The sequence below is a fragment of the Alphaproteobacteria bacterium genome, from assembly GCA_035625915.1.
In the GTDB taxonomy this organism is placed as follows: domain Bacteria; phylum Pseudomonadota; class Alphaproteobacteria; order JACZXZ01; family JACZXZ01; genus DATDHA01.
In genome coordinates this window covers 1-19279 of the sequence record DASPOR010000164.1, presented here as the reverse complement: position 1 = coordinate 19279, position 19279 = coordinate 1, and the positions used below count along the sequence as shown (strand labels likewise).

The window sequence follows — 19279 nt, the reverse complement described above, 5'->3', positions numbered from 1 at the left end:
CATGGCGCCTATTGCGCCTTCGACGCATCGAGCGCCCAGCAATTGCGGGACCTGCTCAGTGCTGTTGCGGTCTATGCGGCCGGCGGCCGCCGGGCCCTCGAGCATTACGGCAAGGAGCGCGGCGGCCTCGTGCTGCAGCTTACGCACCAAGTACGCTAACATGGCGAATCCGAAAACCGCCCTAAGCAGGTGCGCGGCCGAGAGCGGATTTCGGACTCCAAGCCACACGAACAATGTATTGAACCGAGTTTGGCCTTGGGATGTGAAATTGCTAAGCGTGGCTGCCGCCAAAGACTTGGAAACTTCTAATCCGTCGCACGAGGCCGGCGAACGACAAAAAGGGAGGTGATGCGGGTGATCGCGTATTTTGCGCTCGGCGTCGCGTTCCTCCTGACCCTGCTGCTGCTCGCGCACTGGGTCACCGCTGCCGATCCGCGCGCATTGGTCAAAGGGGTTCGCTACAGCGGCGTCGCCGCGGCGGTGTGTCTTGGCCTTTATCTTGTGATATCCGGCCGCTGGCCGATTGTGCTTGCCGCGGTCAGCACGGGGTTGCCGTTCTTTTTGCGCTGGAGAGCATTACGTGAGCGGGTCACGGGTAGTGCAAGGTCTTCGGCCAGCCGGCGCTCACAGGTCGAAACCGCCATGCTGCGCATGTCGCTTGACCATGAAACCGGTGGCGTTTCGGGGAGTGTGCTCAAAGGCGCCTTCGCTGGGCGAGAACTTGACACGCTTTCGCGAAGCGAACTCATGGCGGTCCTCGCCGAATGCCACAGCGAGGACCCCCAATCCGTGCCGCTCCTCGAGAGTTATCTCGAACGTCGGTTCGGCGCTGAGTGGGACGAGCGCGCGCGAGCGGGCGAGGCTTCAGGTGAATCCGGTGACGCCGGCGTCGGCGATCGCGGCTCAAGTGCTATGACGCGGAACGAGGCGCTGGACATGCTTGGCCTTGAAGAAGGTGCGAGCCGGGACCAGATCAGGGAGGCTTATCACCGCCTTATCCTCAAAAATCATCCCGATCAGGGTGGGTCAGCCTATATTGCCGCCAAACTCAATCAGGCCAAGGCTGTTTTACTTGGGGAATGAGAGACGGCAACGTCGACCGGGTTGCCACCCTGGATCGCCCTGTGGCACAAAATTCCCCCGACATCGAAATTCGAGCATTCTCCCAAGACGTTCGGCCGATGGCGTCCTTTCATCCGTGAGAAGCACAGTATGACCAAGCGCGTACGCAAAGCCATCTTCCCCGTTGGGGGCCTAGGCACCCGATTTCTGCCGGCGACCAAGGCCATGCCCAAGGAAATGCTACCGGTTGTCGACAAGCCGTTGATTCAATACGCGGTTGAAGAGGCGCAGGCGGCCGGGATCGAAGAGTTCATCTTCGTAACCGGCCGCGGCAAGGCGGCGATTGAGGACCATTTCGATCATTCCTATGAGCTCGAAGACATTTTGCGCGAGCGCGGGAAAGCCGTCGAATTGGAGATCTTGCACCGCTGGCTGCCGAAGCCCGGCCAGGTTGCCTACACCCGTCAGCAAGAGCCCATGGGTCTGGGCCACGCGGTTTGGTGCGCGCGCGACTTGATCGGGGACGAACCGTTCGCCGTTCTTTTGGCGGACGACCTCGTGCTCGCCGAGACGCCGTGCCTCAAGCAGATGATGGACGCGCATGTCGAGATCGGCGGAAATATGGTTGCCGCCATGGACGTCCCACGTGGTCACACCAACCGCTACGGGATTCTCGATATCGTCATGGAACGCGGCCAGCTCGTCGAGGTTCGCGGCCTGGTCGAAAAACCAGCGCCGGAAAAGGCTCCCTCCACGCTCTCCATCATCGGGCGTTACATACTCCAGCCGGATGTGATGAAGCACCTCGGTCGGAAGGAGGTGGGTGCGGGCGGGGAGATTCAACTCACCGATGCGCTCGCCCGGACGATCGGATTTGGACCCTTTCATGGCTTCCGCTTTCAAGGGACGCGATTCGATTGCGGTGACAAAGTCGGCTTCTTCGAAGCCAACATCGCGTTCGCCATAAACCACCGCGACCTAGGCTCGGCTGCGCGCGACGTGCTTCTCCGCTATGCCGAGATGTTGGCGCCCAAGGCGAAGGTCGTACGTTGAGGCGCTGGCCAGGACAAGAATCGAAATAGGGGGCTCACATGCGCATCGCCATGGTCGGCACCGGCTATGTCGGGCTGGTTTCGGGCGCGTGCTTTTCCGAGTTCGGCGTCGATGTAGTGTGCGTCGACAAGGATGCGCAGAAGATCGAGCGACTGAGAGACGGCAAAATCCCGATCTTCGAGCCGGGCCTCGAGGCGTTGGTCGAGAGTAATGCAAAGGACGGACGGCTGAAGTTCACGACCGATCTCGCATCCGCAGTCACTGGCGCCGATGCCGTCTTCATCGCGGTCGGCACGCCGAGCCGGCGTGGCGACGGCTACGCCGATTTGAGCTACGTATACGAGGCCGCCCGGGAAATCGCCGCGGCCCTCGACGGCTACACGGTGATCGTTACGAAATCCACCGTACCGGTTGGGACCGGCCGCGAAGTCCGTCGCATCGTCGGGGAGACACGATCCGATGCGAAATTCGACGTCGTTTCGAACCCGGAGTTCCTGCGCGAGGGTTCCGCGATCAACGATTTCATGCGCCCCGACCGGGTCGTTATCGGTGCCGACAGCGAGCGCGCGCGAGACCTCATGCGCGCGCTCTATCGTCCGCTATTTCTCATCGAGACGCCGATCCTCTTTACCGATGTTGAGACCGCCGAACTCACAAAATATGCAGCGAACGGCTTTCTTGCGATGAAAATAAGTTACATCAATGAGATAGCAGATTTGTGCGAACGACTAGGTACGGATGTTCACGATATCGCCCGCGGCATCGGGCTCGATGGGCGGATCGGGCGAAAGTTTCTCCATCCTGGACCGGGATATGGCGGCTCATGCTTTCCCAAGGACACCCTCGCGCTCGTCCGCACGGCGCGTGAAGCAGGCTCGCCCATGCGCCTGATCGAAACGGTGGCCGACGTCAATTCCAAGCGCAAGGCCAGGATGGCGGGCAAGCTCATTGAGGCGTGCGGGGGCACGGTCGAAGGCAGGACCATCGCCGTGCTCGGCCTCACCTTCAAGCCCAATACCGACGACATGCGCGAAAGCCCGAGCTTGGATATCGTGCCGGCCCTTCAGCGCGCGGGGGCCACAGTGCGAGCATTCGATCCTGAAGGGATGACGGAAGCGAAAAAGCTACTCGACGGGCTCGTTTGGTGCGAAAACGCCTACGACGCCATGAAGGGTGCCGACGCCCTCGCTGTCATAACGGAATGGAACGAATTTCGCGCCCTCGATCCGGCGCGAATGAAGTCGTTGCTCAAGTCGCCGATCGTGGTCGACTACCGCAACATTTATAATCCCGCAGAAATGAGGGCCGCCGGTTTCCACTACACCTCAGTCGGCCGGCCGAACCGTGACTGATGCCGACAAACGATCGGACAGCACCATGAAACCCCATGCCTTCAAGACGACCATCCTGCGAGAATACGATATTCGCGGTGTCGTGGGGGAGACACTCGCCATAGACGACGCCCTAGCTCTCGGTCGCGCATTCGGCACATCGATTCGCAGGGAGAGTGGGCGGACGGCTGCCGTCGGTTACGATGGGCGATTGAGTTCGCCCGAACTTGCGGCCGCGCTTGCCGAGGGCCTTGTGTCGACCGGCGTCGATGTTTTCCGTGTCGGTTTGGGCCCGACACCCATGCTCTATTTCGCGAATAAGCATCTCGGTTGCGATGGGGCTGTCATGGTGACGGGCTCCCACAATCCGCCTGAATATAACGGCTTTAAGATGGTGCTAAAAGGCGTCGCGATCCATGGTGGGGACATCCGTAAACTCGGCGCAATCGCCGCGGCGGGAGATTTCGTCGAGGGCTCCGGTGTTGCGGTCGACAAGGAGATCTTCGATGCATACATCGAAAGGCTCCTGGCCGATGTCGAGGTCGGACGGCAACTCAAAGTCGCGTGGGACGCCGGCAACGGTTCGGCCGGCGAAGCGATGAGGCGTCTTACCCAGCGATTGCCGGGTCAGCATATCCTGCTGAACGAAAAGATCGACGGCACTTTTCCAGCACATCACCCCGATCCGACCGTACCCGAGAATCTCGAACAATTGCGCGGGGCTGTACTGGCTCACGGCTGCGATCTCGGCATCGCATTGGACGGCGATGGCGACCGCATCGGCATCCTCGACGGGAAGGGACGCATCCTTTGGGGCGACCAGTTCCTTATCTTTCTTGCGCGGGATGTGCTGAATCGCGTCCCCGGCGCTACGATCATCGCTGACGTCAAGGCAAGCCAAGTGCTATTCGACGAAATCGCGCGCATGGGCGGCAAGCCCATTATGTGGAAAACCGGCCACTCGCTCATCAAGGCAAAGATGGCGGAGACTGCCGCACCCCTTGCCGGTGAAATGAGCGGCCATATCTTCTTTGCTGACCGATATTACGGTTATGACGATGCGCTTTATGCGGCTGTGCGCATTTTGAACGTCATTGCCCACGACAGCGCAACGCTAGCTGATCTGCGCGACCGGTTACCGCCCGTCCTCAATACGCCTGAACTGCGCATTCCATGCAGCGAGGAACGAAAATTCGCGGTGATCGAGGAGGTCCGCGAGCGTCTGGAGGCCGCGAGAATGGAGGTCAGCGGAATTGACGGCGTTCGCGTGCGGAATTCGGATGGCTGGTGGCTCCTGCGGGCGTCCAATACTCAGGCAGTTTTGGTGGCGCGCTGTGAGGCGCGGACGGCTGCAGGGCTGGAGCGGCTCAAATCGGCGCTCAAGACCGAACTTAATGCAAGCAAGGTCGAAGTGTCCGTTATCTAGCGCGAAACGCCTGCCGCCGGGTGTCGGGGATGCAATGGATCTTTTTTTCTATGGGACGCTGATCGACGCCGATGTGCGTCGCATGGTCCTTGGGAAGGCAGCGGAGGAACTTGCCCTCGTGCCCGCGCGCCTTGGCGGTTATCGTCGAATGGCCAAACGCCACTCGACAGCGCCGAATCTGGTGGCGAGAAAAGGAGTTGTGGTTGACGGCGTGCTCGCACGGGGCATCAGCCGACGGGAACTGGCGCGCCTTTGCCACTATGAAGGGCGGAACTATTACCTGCGTCGGTGCGTGGTGCGACTGACTGATGGCAAGACCCAACACGCCTTGGTCTATCTATGCGACGGGCATGTCTCGCTGCGACGCGGCGGCTGGCGGCTCGACGAGTGGCAACGTCGACACAAGCGGGCCTTTCTGCGGGTGATGTCCCTGTGGATGGCAGCGTTCCGCGAGGCGGGTTACCTCGCGCGCGGGCGCACGCGCTGGGTCAAGCGCTGGGCCGTGCGGGATCGCTATTCATCGCATCTGAAGGAAAAAGGCTAGACGGGCGCTACCTATTGCACGACTTGGGCGATTGTGCGGTCGCCACCTGGCGTGACGAGCAGGCAGGAGCCTTTGTGGTGCTGAATATAGCTGCAAGCTTGTCGCGCCTGGCTCTCGCTCAAGCCGACGAGGCGCGCCCTGTAGATGGTGACGCGCTGTGTTTTGACGTGGCCGATCGAGACGACCGCATTGGCGAGCCTTGGGTAGGCAGTTTGCACACGTCGGGCCGCAGCTTGGGCCAAGGCCAGTTTCCCGAATGCACCGACCTGAATGCCCCAGGTCAATTCGACGCCGAGCTCAGCACCATTCTGATCGTTGCCGACTTGTGGCGCGCTGTCGTCTTCCATTGTCGCGATTGCAGGTGCCACCGGCGACGTCGGCCGGATGTACGCAGCCGAGCCAGCGGTCTTGGCAGCTGCCTTAGCGGACTCGTCGTCCCCGGTCGGGCTATAGGTAGCCTCGACCGCAGGGATCTGCATGGCGAAGCCGTTGTCCAAAAGACGCATCATGGCATGGTCGCGCTGGCTACTCGTCTGGCCGCCCAACACCACACCGATAAGGCGGCGACCATTTCGCACGGCCGACGTGACGAGGTTGAATCCCGACGAGTGGATGTAGCCGGTCTTTAGGCCGTCCGCCCCCTCATATTCCACGAGCACATGATTATGCGTGGGGATCTCGGTGCCCTGGAAGGTGAACTCCCGCGCACTGAAATACGAGTAATATTGCGGGTAATCCCTTATTAATGCGCGCGCAAGTTTCGCCATGTCACGCGCGGTCGTCACTTGGCCAGGATTGGGTAGGCCAGAGGCGTTACGGAAGGTCGTCTCGGTCATACCGAGCTCACGTGCCTTCTGGGTCATCTCTTGGGCGAATGCCGACTCGCTTCCGCCCGCGGCTTCCGCCAGCACAACCGCCGCATCATTCGCAGATTTGACGGTAAGCGCCAAGATCGCTTGCTCGACCGTGATGGTCTCGCCCGTGGTAAGATTGAGTTTTGAGGGCTGCTGACCGGCGGCATGCGCCGAAACGCGAAGGCTCTGGTTCTTTTGAAGTTGTCCCCGCTCGAGCGACTCGAAGGTCAAGTACAGCGTCATCATCTTGGTGAGCGACGCGGGGTGAGTACGGGCATCCGCGTTGAATTCCTCCAACACGGCCCCTGTTTTCGCGTCCATGACGAGGGACTCATATTTCGCTGCAGCAACGTTTGCCAGGGATAGGGCAGCAAGTAAGGTCAGCCCACCAATGCTAGTAGTCAGCAGCCGACCCCGAATCATGACCCGATCTCCCGTCTTAGCCTCGGCGAATTCTCGCCCCGTTGCGTTAATAATTCGTAATTGCCCAATGAAACCCTGTCTAAATTATGGCGATTCTATGGAATGGTAGACTCGGTGTCCACCCGAAATGTTCAATTCTTAAAAGATTTTACTGTATTAAGTCAGTGTGACAGCCAGTGCTTACCAGATGTAACAGTCGCCGCGCCTGACCGGCATTTCCTCTATCGAGTTTTGCAAAATTCCAAGATGTTCGAAAAATGCGAACCGCGTCCTGGTTCCCGACATGGCGACGGAGCGGGCCTCAGCATGCAAATCGGGCAATGGTGCGATGCAGAATGAGCCTTTATTGCACTGCACAAAAATCCTTGACAGACATCGCGCAATGCTTATATTTCCAGCGTTGCTGCAGTGCAGCATGAACGATGAAGCGGGACCCTATGAAGGTTTTTCCCGTGGCATGACCCCTAACGCTTTCATTTGAGGAGATTGTGACATGGCGACGAAGACCAAGACCGAAAGGTTCACTCAACCGCTCGAGTCTGCGGTTGAGGCCGGCAAGCAGACGGTCGAGACCGTGGTCAGGGCATCGACCGACGTGGCGAGCAAGCAGTACGAGAAGGCTTTGGCAGCTACGCAGGAGCACTTCGAGAAGGCGACCACCGCCGCATTCCAGAGCTACGACGATATCAGCGCACTCGGCAAGGACAACGTCGACGCATTCGTCAAGGCCTCGACGGTCATCGTCAAGGGCTTCGAGACATTCGGCAAGGAAGTCGCGAGCTACAGCCAGGTTTCGATCGAGAAGTCCGTTTCGAACGCGCAGGCCTTGTTTGGCGTGAAGACGCTGCGCGATCTGGTCGAGCTGCAGTCGGAATTCGCGAAACAAGCGTTCGATTCGTGGGTCGAGCAGGGTACGAAGCTCGGTGAAATCGGCGTGAAGGTTGCGAACGAGGCGTTCAGCCCAATTCATGAGCAGGTGAACGCATCGGTCGAGAAGTTCCTCAAACCGGCGGCTGCGTAAATTCGATCCTCGAGCGATCTCTATCGTAAGGAGGCCCGCGGCTCCGTCGCGGGCCTTTCGTTTTGCGCGGTCGGTCCGCGCTCGAAAAAGAAACCGTGCGTCCGTTCCCTTTCCAGATGTTGCCGCCTGCATTGATTTTATTCGAGGCAATTAACGTTAACGCTGTTCGCGAAGGCTTTTGCCTCCGGCCGGAATCAAATATCATGGGCGGTAGCGGCAATGCTTGGCGTATAATCATGCGACGGACATGAGCAGCACGCGCAAATCCGATGACGATAGCGGGACGGGTACCGGTATTGTCGTCAAGACCCGCCCGAAGACCAAGAAGCCGGCACTGTACAAAGTGCTGATGCTGAACGATGATTACACGCCGATGGAGTTCGTCGTTCACGTGTTGGAGCGTTTCTTCTCGAAAAGCCGTCAAGATGCCACTCAAATAATGCTGCACGTCCACCGTCGCGGAGTGGGCATATGCGGCGTATATACATTTGAGGTCGCTGAGACCAAGGTCAATCAGGTGATCGATTATGCGCGGCGGCATCAGCATCCGCTTCAATGCACGCTCGAAAAGGAATAACGTGTTCCCCAGCTTGATAGGTTAAGACGAATGCTCTCACCCAATCTCGAACAAAGTCTACACCGTGCCCTGGCCCTCGCGAATGAGCGTCGCCACGAATATGCAACACTGGAACATCTCCTCCTCGCTCTCTCTGAGGACTCCGATGCGGTCGCGGTCCTACGTGCGTGTGGGATCGATGTCGATCGACTGCGCCGGGACCTCGGGGAATACATCAACAACGAACTCTCGAGCCTCGTCACGACGCGCCTTGAGGACGCGAAGCCGACGGCCGGTTTCCAGCGAGTTCTGCAACGGGCCGCTATTCATGTACAGTCCTCGGGCCGCGAGGAGGTAACGGGCGCCAACGTGCTCGTCGCGATGTTCGCAGAGCGCGAAAGCCATGCTGTGTTCTTCCTTCAGGAACAGGACATGACGCGGCTCGATGCCGTGAACTACATCTCCCACGGCATTGCCAAAGTGCCCGGTCATAGCCAAACTCGCGCGCCGCATGGCGCCGAAGAGGAAGCGTCGACGGAGAAATCCGGGCGTCGGGGGCAGGATGCGCTCGGCAGCTATACCGTCAACCTCAATGAGAAAGCGCGCCAGGGAAAAATCGATCCCCTTATTGGCCGGGAAGCCGAGGTGGAGCGAACGATTCAGATCCTTTGTCGTCGCCAGAAAAATAACCCCCTCTATGTGGGCGACCCCGGCGTCGGAAAGACCGCGATCGCGGAAGGATTGGCGCGCCGCATCGTGCGAGGCGAGGTACCGGACGTCCTGCGAGGGTCGGTGATCTACAACCTCGACATGGGCTCGCTTCTCGCTGGCACGCGCTATCGAGGTGATTTCGAGGAACGCCTCAAGGCCGTCATCAACGAGCTTGAGCACCAGAAGAACGCGATCCTATTCATTGACGAGATCCATACGGTGATCGGCGCCGGTGCGACGAGCGGAGGGTCGATGGACGCGTCGAACCTCCTGAAGCCGGCACTCGCGGGCGGGACGATCCGTTGCATCGGCTCGACGACCTATAAGGAATATCGCACGTATTTCGAAAAGGATCGCGCACTCGTACGGCGCTTTCAGAAAATCGATGTGACCGAGCCAACGCTTGAAGATTCGATCAAGATTCTCCAGGGCCTGAAACCGTATTACGAGCGGCACCATCGCGTGCGCTACACCATCGACGCAATCCGTGCCGCGGTCGAATTGTCATCGCGCTATATCAACGATCGCAAGCTGCCGGACAAGGCGATCGATGTCATCGACGAGGTGGGTGCAGCACAAATGCTCATGCCCGAGACCCGGCGAAAGAAAACCGTGACGGTCAAGGACGTGGAAGCCATTGTCGCCAAGATAGCGCGCATTCCGCCGCGAAACGTGAGCCGTGACGACAAAAGCGTGCTCAAGAATCTCGAAATCGACTTGAAACGGATGGTATTCGGCCAGGACCAGGCGATCGCGGCACTCTCGTCGGCGATCAAGCTTGCGCGCGCCGGCTTACGGGAGCCCGAGAAACCGATCGGCTGCTATCTCTTCTCCGGACCGACGGGGGTGGGCAAGACCGAAGTTGCACGCCAGCTCGCCCACTCGCTCTCCGTCGAACTCATCCGATTCGACATGTCCGAGTATATGGAGCGCCATAGCGTATCACGCCTCATCGGCGCGCCGCCGGGCTACGTGGGATTCGACCAGGGCGGGCTTCTCACCGACGGGGTCGACCAACATCCTTATGCGGTCTTGCTGCTCGACGAGATCGAAAAGGCTCATCCCGACCTTTTCAATATCCTTCTCCAGGTGATGGATCACGGTAAGCTCACCGATCACAACGGAAAGTCGATCGACTTCCGCAACGTGATCTTGATCATGACAACGAACGCGGGCGCTTCGGAAATGGCGAAACCGCCAATCGGCTTCGAGCGCGCAACACGCCGCGGCGACGATCGAGAGGCGATCAACCGACTGTTCACGCCCGAGTTCCGTAATCGGCTCGACGCTATCATCGGTTTTGCGCATTTGACGCCGGAGATCGTCGAGCGCGTGGTCGACAAATTCATCCTGCAGCTCGAGGAACAGTTGGCAGACCGCAACGTCGCCATCGAACTCTCGCCGGACGCACGCCGCTGGCTGGCGCAAAAGGGCTATGACCCCGCATTTGGCGCTCGACCGCTTGGCCGCGTCATCCAGGAGAACGTCAAGCGAGGCATAGCCGACGAGCTCTTGTTCGGCAAGCTGGCGCAAGGTGGAATTGTAAAAGTGCGCCTCGAGGGCGAAGAACTCGCGTTTGAATATGCACCTGAAATCCGTACCCGCAAGAAGCCAAACGCAGAGACCAGCGAGGGTAAGGGTAGCCCCGCACTGGTCGAATAAGGCCCGCCGCCTGGCTGGCGCCTCCTTCCCGCTGGTAGGTGCCCAATGGTTCAACGCTTTCTCGAGGGTGTGCGCGTCCTCGACTTGAGCCAATATGTTCCCGGGCCTTACGCTGCACTCATCCTCGCCGATCTTGGCGCCGACGTGGTCAAAATCGAGCCACCCGGCGGTGAGCCCATGCGACGTCTCGGCGGTGCCCGGGACTCAGACGGGATCTCACCGCTTTACAAGGTCATGAATGGCGGCAAAACAGTCATCGAACTCGATTTGAAGAACGATGGTGGCCGCAAACATTTCGAAGCCCTCGTGCGCTGTACCGACGCGATGGTCGAGAGCTATCGTCCGGGGGTGCTCGACCGACTTGGCTTTGGGCGCAAGCATCTTCAGTCGCTCAACCCGAGGCTCGTTCACACGGCCTTGTCGGGCTGGGGCCAGACGGGACCCTATCGCCTCAAAGCGGGCCACGATCTCAACTACATGTCGCTTGGCGGCGGCTTGATTGCGTCTGGGGTTGTCGAAGCGCCCACGATCGCTTGGCCGCCGGTCGCTGACTATGCAAGCGGGATTCAGGCGGCGGCGTCCACTCTTGCGGCACTCGTTTCGCGTGCGAGAACGGGGAAGGGCGCCTTCATCGATGTGAGCTTGGCCGAAACCGCACTTGCCTGGCAAAGTGGCGGCCTTACCAATGCTCTCCGCCGGGAGAATGCCCCCAAGCGCGCCGGAAACCTGCTCAACGGGGGCGCTGCTTGCTACAATATCTATCGCACCAAGGATGAGCACTTCATCTCGATAGGCAATATCGAGGAGAAATTTTGGGCGAATTTCTGCGCAGCAGTCGGCCGGCAAGACTGGATTCCGCGACAGTGGGAGAGTTTTCCGCAGAAAAAACTGATCGCTGAGGTGCAAAGGCTCTTCGCATCCGGCCCACTCGCGCATTGGGAGACACTCTTTGCCGAGGTAGATCACTGCTTCGAGCCGATCCGCGAGTTCGCCGACTTGCCCGACCATCCGCAGATTGCAGCGCGCGGATTGCTGCAGCGAACCGAAGCGCCAGACGCTCGCATCGAGGTCCTTTATCCCGCCTGGATAGACGGATCGCCGCCAACGCCGAGGAAGGACGTGAGATTCGGCGCGGTCGATGAAATTATCGCTGCTTGGACGCGCGCGGCGTGATCACCGCCCTCGTCGAGTTGACCTGAATTATGCCCGCTCCTGTCCTACCTTGAAGGGCGATAATTCCGCGAGCGATTCGCGCTCCGCCGCGACCGCGCGGCGCTCACGCGCAAGGAAGTCGGCGACCGCTTTGGCGAAAGCCTTGTCGCGGATCCAGTGCGCACTATAAGTCGGCTGCGGCAGGTATCCGCGCTGGATCTTGTGGGTACCTTGGGCGCCGGCCTCGACTCGCGCCAAGCCGTGATCGATCGCGAATTCGATGGCGCGATAATAGCAACACTCGAAATGAAGAAATGGGAATTCACCCTCGCATCCCCAATTTCGCCCATAGATCGTATCGGCTCCGAGGAGGTTGAGAGCGCCCGCCACGAGGCGCCGGTTTTTTTCCGCAACGATCAGCACGACTTTGTCTGCCATCGTCTCGCCGAGAAGATGAAAGAATTCGCGCGTCAGATATGGATAGCCCCACTTCCGGTCGCTCGTGTTGCGGTAGAAGCGGAAGAACGCGTCCCAATGGCGGGTTTCGATACTGGCACCAGTTAGTGCATGTATTTCGATGCCGCCCGCCAGCGCCGACGCACGCTCCTTACGGATGGCCTTGCGCTTGCGCGAGCTGAGGGCGGCCAGAAAATCCTCGAAATCCCGGAACCCTGCATTCTGCCAGTGAAATTGCTCGCCCTCGCGGAGGAGAAAGCCGGCATCGCCCAAGCTGCGCCATTCGGCCCCGCTTGGGAACGTGATATGGAGCGAGGAGACGTTGAGCCGCTTGGCCACGGCGACCGACCCCGCAATGAGCGTGTCTCGCGTCCCGGCCGGCGCGTCGGGATGAACGAGAAGGCGAGGGCCGGTAACCGGCGTGAATGGTATCGCGATCTGGAGCTTTGGATAATACCGCCCGCCCGCACGTTCATAAGCATCGGCCCAGCCATGGTCGAAGACATATTCGCCGTAGGAGTGGCTCTTGAGGTACATCGGCGCCGCGGCGACAAGACGGCCCGCACTGTCCTCGACCGCGATATGTTGGGGCAACCAGCCCGCGTCTTGACAGGCCGAACCGCTCTCCTCGAGGCAGCGGAGGAGGCTGTGGCTCACCGTAGGATTTGCAGCACCCCCACAGGCGTCCCAAGACTCGCGCGGCAAGTCCCCTATGCGCTCGACCAGTCGGATTGTCGCCGGTTCTCGTCCGTCGGGCATGTGAAATTTGCCTAGGCGACCTCGAGCACGGCGGCAACCTCGACCGCAACGTTGACCGGCAGCGAACCGGAGCCGACCGCAAAGCGCGCGTGCTTGCCGGCGTCTCCGAATACCTCGACGAAAAGATCCGAAGCGCCGTTCACCACCTTGGGATGGTCGGTATATCCTGGCACGGCGTTGACGAAGCCTTGTACCATGCAGACCCGTTTTACTTTGTCGAGCGTGCCGAGAAATGCTTGCGCCTGGGCGAGGATATTGAGCCCGCAGAGCCGGGCCGCGGCACGGCCGTCATCGAGCGAAATGTCCTTACCGACCGTGCCCTGGTATTTGAGCTCCCCATTCCAGAAGGTCACTTGGCCCGATACGAAGAGGAGATTGCCCGCCTGTACGCAAGGCACGTAGTTCGCTACCGGAGCCGCCGCCTTGGGTAGCTCGATCTTCAATTCCTTAAGACGGGCCTCGATTTTCCCTGCCATGGCGTCGATCTCCTATTCGTTTGGCGTTGGTTGGAATATTCCGCCGCGCGCGAGGCGGTGCCGGAGGATAGCGATTCAGTGCACGACGTGCCAGATGGAATGGCGTGCTTTTTCGCCGCATACTCGGCATGCCTGCCGACCGTTCCGCGCACTTGAAGCGGCGTGCGCCGAACCTCTATGATGAAAGACGCAACGGCTACGATCTTGCCATGGAGGTGCCCCTGACTCGATTCCTCTTGCCGATTGCGGTTCTGGCCGCCGCGCTCGTGAGTGCAACGTCGGCATCCGCTCAGCTTCTCGGCCTCGAGCATTATCTCAGCCCGCCCACGGTCGATTACTCCGCGGACGTGACCATGACCTACTTGGGGGATTCGTCCAAAACTGGCGACGACGACGAGATCAAAGGCAAGGTCATCCGCACGCGCGAAAAGGAGCGTCGTGAGATGACGGTGGAAGGCGATCTTGAGATAATGATCGTCCGTCTTGACCGTAAAGTGGTGTGGAGCATCTCGCCAGAGGAGAAGCTTTATATCGAATCTCCGCTCGACGAGGCGCTCGGACGCGCGCCGGGTCCGGACGGCAAGGTGAAAGAGCCGGAAGTGAGTTTGGAGACGATCGGCACGGAAGCAGTCGGCGGCGTGCAGGCGACCAAGCGCAAGATCGTCGGCAAAGACGTGGATGGCTCGCCAATCGACGGAGTCGTTTGGGTGAGCGAGCAAGGAATCGTCGTTCGCGTCGACAGTAATGTCGTGGACGAGGATGGCAAGCACCACACCGTCAGGATGGAGTTGCACAACCTCCGAGTCGGGCCGCAGGACCCAAAGCTCTTCGAGATACCCGCGGACTATAAGCGGGTAAGCCAGTCGCGTCTCGGCTACAATTCGCCAGCCGTGGCCGAGCGGCCGCGCTCATGGGCGCGGATCTAGCTGGGCGGATAAGCGAGGCTGTATCTCCCGATGGCGGGTGGGGCAAGGCAAGAACTTGGCGCAGCAGAACTTCGGCGCCCGCAGCTCGCCGAGCCGCCCCACCTCGGCCGGCGTGGTGTTACCCTGAGACGCGTCTGGCGACTTCATAAAAACGCGCTCGCAGCCTGGTCCGAGGATGCCTATCGCGAGGATATGATCGAAAGCCGGATGCTATTTCGACGCATCCTGGTCGCCAATTGTCCGGCCGCCGCAAAGCACGTCCTCCTCGATAATGCCAGCAACTACGTGAAGAGCTTCATAGCGCGTCAACTGTTGCGTCCGCTCGGCAAGGGCTTGCTCAGCAGCGAAGGCGACGAGTGGCGCCGGCAGCGCCGGACGATGGCGCCGTCCTTCCATCCGCGGAGACTCGCCGCGTTCTCGCCAGTGATCGTCCAGGCAAGCCTTGAGGCCATGAAGGCATGGCAGCTGATACCTCGTGATGCCATCGTCGACATACATGACGCGATGGCGAAACTCACGCTCGATATCATCACGCGCACAATGTTTTCGAGCGACATTCGCGACCGTGCCGACGAGGTGCGGGCTGCACTGCTGCAATATCAACGTGTCGGCGGGCGGCCCGCGATTTCGGACCTTTTGGGATTGCCGCGCTGGCTGCCGCGGCGCAATGCAGGACGCGTCCGACAGGCAGGCATGGCGCTGGACGAGATCATCTACGGCTTGATCGATCGACGACGGACCGAAGGGGGGCCGAAGGACGACCTCCTGGGGCTTCTCCTCGCCGCACGGGACGAAGAGACAGGTGAGGTCATGGATGATCGGGAGTTGCGCGATCAGCTTGCCACTATCTTCACCGCAGGCCACGAGACGACGGCAAACGCGCTGACTTGGACCTGGTATCTGCTGTCTGCCCATCCGGAGATCGAAGCAAAGCTTCATTCTGAGCTGACGGCCGTGCTTGGTGCACGCCCGCCCGAGAACGACGATATCGCCCAACTTCGCTACACGCGGATGGTGATCGAGGAATCGATGCGCCTCTATCCGCCTGCTCACACCATTTCGCGCGAAGCGCTCGCCGACGACGAGATCCTCGGCCACGAGGTGCCAAAGGGTTCGGCCGTGTTGATCTCGCCCTGGCTTCTTCATCGACACGAGAAGCTCTGGGACATGCCCAAAATCTTCAACCCGGAAAGGTTTGCGCCTGAACGGGCGGGCGAGCGTCCGCGCTATTCCTATATTCCCTTCGGTGGAGGCCCGCGCGTTTGCATTGGTGCTGGTTTTGCGATGCAGGAAGCAATCCTGATCATCGCAACCGTTGCCCAACATTTCGCACCCCACGTCGTACCCGGCGTGCCGGTGGAGCCACTTGGCCTCATCACGCTCAAGCCCAAGGGCGGATTGCCGGTGACGCTCGTCAGCCGGTAGAGCCGAAGGACTGCAAGGCGCTCGCTATTTGCGGAAGTGGCAAACGGCCTCGATTTTGTAGCCGTCGGGATCGAGAACGAAGGCGCCGTAGTAGCTCGGGTGATAGATCGTCCTGAGGCCGGGCGCGCCATTATCCTTGGCACCTTCCGCCATCGCCGCCCCGTAGAACGCGTCGACCTCAGCGCGGGTCTTGGCGCCAAAGCAAAAATGAAGGCCAATGCCGGGCCGAACCGCGCCTTTGGCAGCGCGCGGATGTAGCCAGAAAAATGGACGATTTGTCCCGTAACCAACATGACCGGGAACTTCTTTGACACGCTTTATGCCAAGGGGCGCAAACGCTGCGTCGTAGAATCGAATTGATCGGAGGAGATCGGAAACCGCGATCGAGACGTGATCGAGGGGGGCGTAGGGCCGCGTCGTTTGCGCCGGTGCGCTCATCGATGCCTCGCCGCCTCTGCGCGCGAGATAGCTCCGCGTCTCGCGAAAAGAGGGGATTTGCCGCTGCCAAATCCCCCTAGTTCAGGGAGGAGCCCACCTGCGTCGCCGTGGTGAACGACTGCACTTAGCTGCAGCCGCTCGTGGCGCCGCAGGTGTCGCACTTGAGGCAGGTGCCATTACGCACCAGGGTGAAGTTACCGCATTCGCCGCAGGCGTCGCCCTCGTAGCCCTTGAGGCGGGCCTCACGGATCTGCGAGAGGCGACTGTCGACAGATTCGACGATCGCGGTACTGACGGCGACGGCTGACGCGGCATCGCCGTGCAGGGCGTGTGCGGCCGTCTCAGCGGCGGCACCGGTGACCGCCACCGCCGCCGAGGCTTGGGCCAGGACGGCGGTGGCAGCACCGTTGCCACCCGGACGGCTGCCGGAAATCACTTGGAGCTTGGGCAGATTACCGCGCACGAAGCCGTTCGAGGCCACGCGTGCAACCGGGCCAAGCGCCTCGTCGCGGGTGAGTGCCAGATCGCTCTCCTTCTCGCCCCGTCCAACCGTGTCGGGCTGGAGATCCTGGGGCTCCGCGTGCGCTAAGTCGTGGCGCGACAGGTAGGAGATTGCGAGCTCGCGGAAGATGTAATCGAGCATCGAGGTCGCCATCTTGATCGCATCGTTCCCCTCGACCATGCCAGAGGGCTCGAAGCGCGTGAAGGTGAAGCTCTCCACAAACTCCTCAAGCGGAACGCCGTATTGGAGACCGATCGAAATTGCGATGGCGAAATTGTTCATGAGACTGCGGAACGCCGAACCCTCCTTGTGGAGATCGACGAAGATCTCCGCAAGCGAGCCGTCCTCGTACTCGCCGGTGCGCAAATACACCTTGTGGCCACCGACTGTGGCCTTTTGGGTGTAGCCTTTGCGCCGTTGGGGCGGACGGCGGCGCTCCGTCGTCCGGCGTTCAACGATTCGCTCGACGACACGTTCGATGACGCGCTCCGCCAATACCGCAGCCCGGCCCGTGTTGGAAGCGTCGATCAATTCCTCGACCAGCTCGCTGTCGTCAAGAAGTTGCGTCGAAAGTGGCTGACTTAGTTTGGAGCCGTCGCGATAGAGCGCATTCGCCTTGAGGCCGAGACGCCACGAGAGCATGTATGCCTCTTTGCAGGCGTCGACCGTCGCACTGTTTGGCATATTGATCGTCTTCGAGATGGCACCCGAGATGAAAGGCTGGGAGGCCGCCATCATTCGGATGTGCGCCTCGGTCGAAAGGAAGCGCTCGCCGAGCCGGCCGCACGGATTGGCACAATCGAAAACCGGGAGATGCTCGTCCTTAAGTCCAGGGGCGCCCTCGAGTGTCATGGCGCCACAGCAAAACGTGTTGGCGGCTTCGATTTCCTCCTTGGTGAAACCGAGGGCACCCAACATGTCGAAGGCGACATCGCCAATTTCAGCCTCGGTGAGGCCGAGGACGCGGATGCAAAAATCGTCGCCGAAAGTCCATCTATTGAAGGCGAAGCGAATATCGAACGCCGAGGCGAGTGCTTGCTCGAGCGTTTGGAGCGTTCCCTCATTGAACCCCTTCTGACGCAGGGATTCGTGGTTGATGTACGGCGCTCCCTTGAGCGTGCCGTGGCCGACCGCGTAGCGGACGATCGTTTCGACCGTGGTGTCGTTATAGCCGAGCGTCTTGAGCGCCAGGGGTACCGTTCGATTGATGATTTTGAAGTAACCCCCACCGGCGAGCTTTTTGAATTTCACAAGCGCGAAATCCGGCTCGATACCCGTCGTATCGCAATCCATGACCAGGCCGATGGTGCCCGTTGGCGCCACGACCGAAACTTGCGCATTGCGATAGCCGTACTTCTCACCGGCGGCGAGCGCGTCATCCCACGCGTGCACGGCCGCGGCGGCCAGCGCGGCGTCGGGGCATTCTGCGGCACTGAGGGGGACGGGTGCGACCGAGAGTCCTTCATAGCCTCCATGCGCGCCGCAGGCCGCGCGCCGGTGATTGCGGATGACACGAAGCATCGTCTCTCGATTCTTCGCGTACGCGGCGAAGGCGCCCAATTCCTCCGCCATCTCGGCAGAGGTTCTATAGGCGATTCCGGTCATCAGGGCCGAGATCGCCCCGCACATCGAACGGCCGGCAGCACTGCCGTAAGACAAGCCCAGCGACATGAGGAGTGCGCCGATATTGGCATAGCCAAGGCCGAGGGTGCGGAACTCATAGGACAGCTCCGCAATGCGCCGCGATGGGAACTGCGCCATGAGCACCGAGATTTCGAGCGTCACGGTCCAGAGCCGAACCGCGTGCTCGAAGGCGGCCACGTCAAAACTGCCGTCCTTTCGTCGGAAGGCCATGAGATTTAGCGAAGCGAGATTGCAGGCCGTGTCGTCGAGGAACATATATTCCGAGCAGGGATTGGATGCATTGATCCGGCCGCTATTCGGACACGTATGCCACTCGTTGATCGTCGTGTCGTATTGCATGCCCGGATCGGCGGACGCCCATGCCGCACTGGCGATCCGGTCGAAGAGATCCGCGGCCTTTACGACCTTGTGAACTTTACCGTCGACGCGGCGGATCAAATTCCACTCCCCGCCTGCAAGCACGGCCTCGAGAAAAGCGTTCGAGGCGCGCACGGAGTTGTTGGAATTCTGACCCGAGACGGTCAAATAGGCATCTGAGTCCCAATCCGTGTCATAAACCCGGAAATCGATCTCCGAATAGCCCTGCTGGGCGAACTGAATGACACGCTGAACATAATTTTCGGGGATCATCGCATGGCGTGCTGCGACGACCGCACGCTTGAGCTGCGGGTTCTGCTTGGGATCGAAGCACGCCTCGGCGGGCCCGACGCAATTGTGGCAGGCGCGCATGATCTCGTTGAGGTGCCTCTGACAGAGCTTCGAACCGGCGACAAGGGCCGCGACCTTCTGTTCCTCGATCACTTTCCAATCGATGTATTCTTCGATGTCCGGATGGTCGAGATCGACCGTTACCATCTT

17 protein-coding genes are annotated in these 19279 nt (G+C 60.3%); 12 read left to right on the top strand and 5 right to left on the bottom strand.

Annotated features, from left to right (window positions below; all coding sequences use genetic code 11):
- From VEJ16_12640 to VEJ16_12615, 6 genes are all read left to right on the top strand, one after another.
- Positions 1-159: VWA domain-containing protein (locus tag VEJ16_12640; GenBank protein HYB10508.1), on the top strand; the 159-nt coding region annotated here is incomplete at its 5' end.
- A 195-nt stretch (positions 160-354) separates the two neighbouring features.
- Positions 355-1083 (top strand): DnaJ domain-containing protein, encoded by a 729-nt coding sequence (locus VEJ16_12635; GenBank protein HYB10507.1) that lies wholly within the window; start codon positions 355-357, stop codon positions 1081-1083.
- 129 nt (positions 1084-1212) lie between these two features.
- Positions 1213-2115, top strand: coding sequence for a UTP--glucose-1-phosphate uridylyltransferase GalU (galU, locus tag VEJ16_12630; GenBank protein HYB10506.1), 903 nt, complete (start codon positions 1213-1215; stop codon positions 2113-2115).
- A gap of 38 nt (positions 2116-2153) precedes the next feature.
- Positions 2154-3467: a UDP-glucose/GDP-mannose dehydrogenase family protein gene (locus VEJ16_12625; protein ID HYB10505.1), complete on the top strand. Its 1314-nt coding sequence runs from the start codon at positions 2154-2156 to the stop codon at positions 3465-3467.
- Between the two features lie 25 nt (positions 3468-3492).
- Positions 3493-4872: a phosphomannomutase/phosphoglucomutase gene (locus tag VEJ16_12620; GenBank protein ID HYB10504.1), complete on the top strand. Its 1380-nt coding sequence runs from the start codon at positions 3493-3495 to the stop codon at positions 4870-4872.
- Positions 4873-4906: 34 nt separating this feature from the next.
- Entirely contained in the window at positions 4907-5416 is a 510-nt protein-coding gene (locus tag VEJ16_12615) for a gamma-glutamylcyclotransferase family protein (protein HYB10503.1), read from the top strand.
- Positions 5417-5427: 11 nt separating this feature from the next.
- On the opposite strand, the gene VEJ16_12610 is transcribed toward VEJ16_12615, so the two are convergent.
- The gene (locus VEJ16_12610) at positions 5428-6591 is read right to left on the bottom strand and encodes a D-alanyl-D-alanine carboxypeptidase family protein (GenBank protein HYB10502.1); all 1164 of its coding nucleotides are present in this window, start codon (positions 6589-6591) and stop codon (positions 5428-5430) included.
- A 595-nt stretch (positions 6592-7186) separates the two neighbouring features.
- Between VEJ16_12610 and VEJ16_12605 the strand changes: the two genes are divergently transcribed.
- The 4 genes from VEJ16_12605 to VEJ16_12590 all read left to right on the top strand — a co-directional run bounded on the left by VEJ16_12605 (position 7187) and on the right by VEJ16_12590 (position 11816).
- Positions 7187-7714 carry a phasin family protein gene (locus tag VEJ16_12605; GenBank protein HYB10501.1) on the top strand — a complete coding sequence of 176 codons (528 nt, stop codon included), beginning with the start codon at positions 7187-7189 and terminating at the stop codon, positions 7712-7714.
- Between the two features lie 247 nt (positions 7715-7961).
- Positions 7962-8291, top strand: a complete 330-nt coding sequence (gene clpS, locus VEJ16_12600) for an ATP-dependent Clp protease adapter ClpS (GenBank protein ID HYB10500.1) — start codon at positions 7962-7964, stop codon at positions 8289-8291.
- Positions 8292-8321: 30 nt separating this feature from the next.
- Positions 8322-10643, top strand: coding sequence for an ATP-dependent Clp protease ATP-binding subunit ClpA (gene clpA, locus VEJ16_12595; protein ID HYB10499.1), 2322 nt, complete (start codon positions 8322-8324; stop codon positions 10641-10643).
- A gap of 45 nt (positions 10644-10688) precedes the next feature.
- Positions 10689-11816, top strand: a complete 1128-nt coding sequence (locus VEJ16_12590) for a CoA transferase (protein HYB10498.1) — start codon at positions 10689-10691, stop codon at positions 11814-11816.
- Positions 11817-11843: 27 nt separating this feature from the next.
- Here VEJ16_12590 and VEJ16_12585 read toward each other — a convergent pair whose 3' ends face one another.
- Both VEJ16_12585 and VEJ16_12580 read right to left on the bottom strand, forming a co-directional pair.
- Positions 11844-13010: a GNAT family N-acetyltransferase gene (locus VEJ16_12585; protein HYB10497.1), complete on the bottom strand. Its 1167-nt coding sequence runs from the start codon at positions 13008-13010 to the stop codon at positions 11844-11846.
- A gap of 11 nt (positions 13011-13021) precedes the next feature.
- Positions 13022-13486: a RidA family protein gene (locus VEJ16_12580; protein ID HYB10496.1), complete on the bottom strand. Its 465-nt coding sequence runs from the start codon at positions 13484-13486 to the stop codon at positions 13022-13024.
- 104 nt (positions 13487-13590) lie between these two features.
- Here VEJ16_12580 and VEJ16_12575 point away from each other — a divergent pair, with 104 nt between their 5' ends.
- Together VEJ16_12575 and VEJ16_12570 are read left to right on the top strand one after the other, a co-directional pair.
- Positions 13591-14412, top strand: coding sequence for a hypothetical protein (locus VEJ16_12575; protein ID HYB10495.1), 822 nt, complete (start codon positions 13591-13593; stop codon positions 14410-14412).
- 30 nt (positions 14413-14442) lie between these two features.
- The gene (locus VEJ16_12570) at positions 14443-15837 is read left to right on the top strand and encodes a cytochrome P450 (protein ID HYB10494.1); all 1395 of its coding nucleotides are present in this window, start codon (positions 14443-14445) and stop codon (positions 15835-15837) included.
- A 24-nt stretch (positions 15838-15861) separates the two neighbouring features.
- On the opposite strand, the gene VEJ16_12565 is transcribed toward VEJ16_12570, so the two are convergent.
- Entirely contained in the window at positions 15862-16275 is a 414-nt protein-coding gene (locus tag VEJ16_12565; protein HYB10493.1) for a VOC family protein, read from the bottom strand.
- 124 nt (positions 16276-16399) lie between these two features.
- The coding region (locus VEJ16_12560) for a vitamin B12-dependent ribonucleotide reductase (GenBank protein ID HYB10492.1) at positions 16400-19279 on the bottom strand (2880 nt) is incomplete at its 5' end.

Coding starts and splice junctions, on each gene's coding strand:
- galU (HYB10506.1), top strand. CDS start 1,213: ATGACCAAGCGCGTACGCAAAGCCATCTTCCCCGTTGGGGGCCTAGGC.
- VEJ16_12625 (HYB10505.1), top strand. CDS start 2,154: ATGCGCATCGCCATGGTCGGCACCGGCTATGTCGGGCTGGTTTCGGGC.
- VEJ16_12620 (HYB10504.1), top strand. CDS start 3,493: ATGAAACCCCATGCCTTCAAGACGACCATCCTGCGAGAATACGATATT.
- VEJ16_12615 (HYB10503.1), top strand. CDS start 4,907: ATGGATCTTTTTTTCTATGGGACGCTGATCGACGCCGATGTGCGTCGC.
- VEJ16_12610 (HYB10502.1), bottom strand. CDS start 6,591: ATGGACGCGAAAACAGGGGCCGTGTTGGAGGAATTCAACGCGGATGCC.
- VEJ16_12605 (HYB10501.1), top strand. CDS start 7,187: ATGGCGACGAAGACCAAGACCGAAAGGTTCACTCAACCGCTCGAGTCT.
- clpS (HYB10500.1), top strand. CDS start 7,962: ATGAGCAGCACGCGCAAATCCGATGACGATAGCGGGACGGGTACCGGT.
- clpA (HYB10499.1), top strand. CDS start 8,322: ATGCTCTCACCCAATCTCGAACAAAGTCTACACCGTGCCCTGGCCCTC.
- VEJ16_12590 (HYB10498.1), top strand. CDS start 10,689: ATGGTTCAACGCTTTCTCGAGGGTGTGCGCGTCCTCGACTTGAGCCAA.
- VEJ16_12585 (HYB10497.1), bottom strand. CDS start 13,010: ATGCCCGACGGACGAGAACCGGCGACAATCCGACTGGTCGAGCGCATA.
- VEJ16_12580 (HYB10496.1), bottom strand. CDS start 13,486: ATGGCAGGGAAAATCGAGGCCCGTCTTAAGGAATTGAAGATCGAGCTA.
- VEJ16_12570 (HYB10494.1), top strand. CDS start 14,443: ATGGCGGGTGGGGCAAGGCAAGAACTTGGCGCAGCAGAACTTCGGCGC.
- VEJ16_12565 (HYB10493.1), bottom strand. CDS start 16,275: ATGAGCGCACCGGCGCAAACGACGCGGCCCTACGCCCCCCTCGATCAC.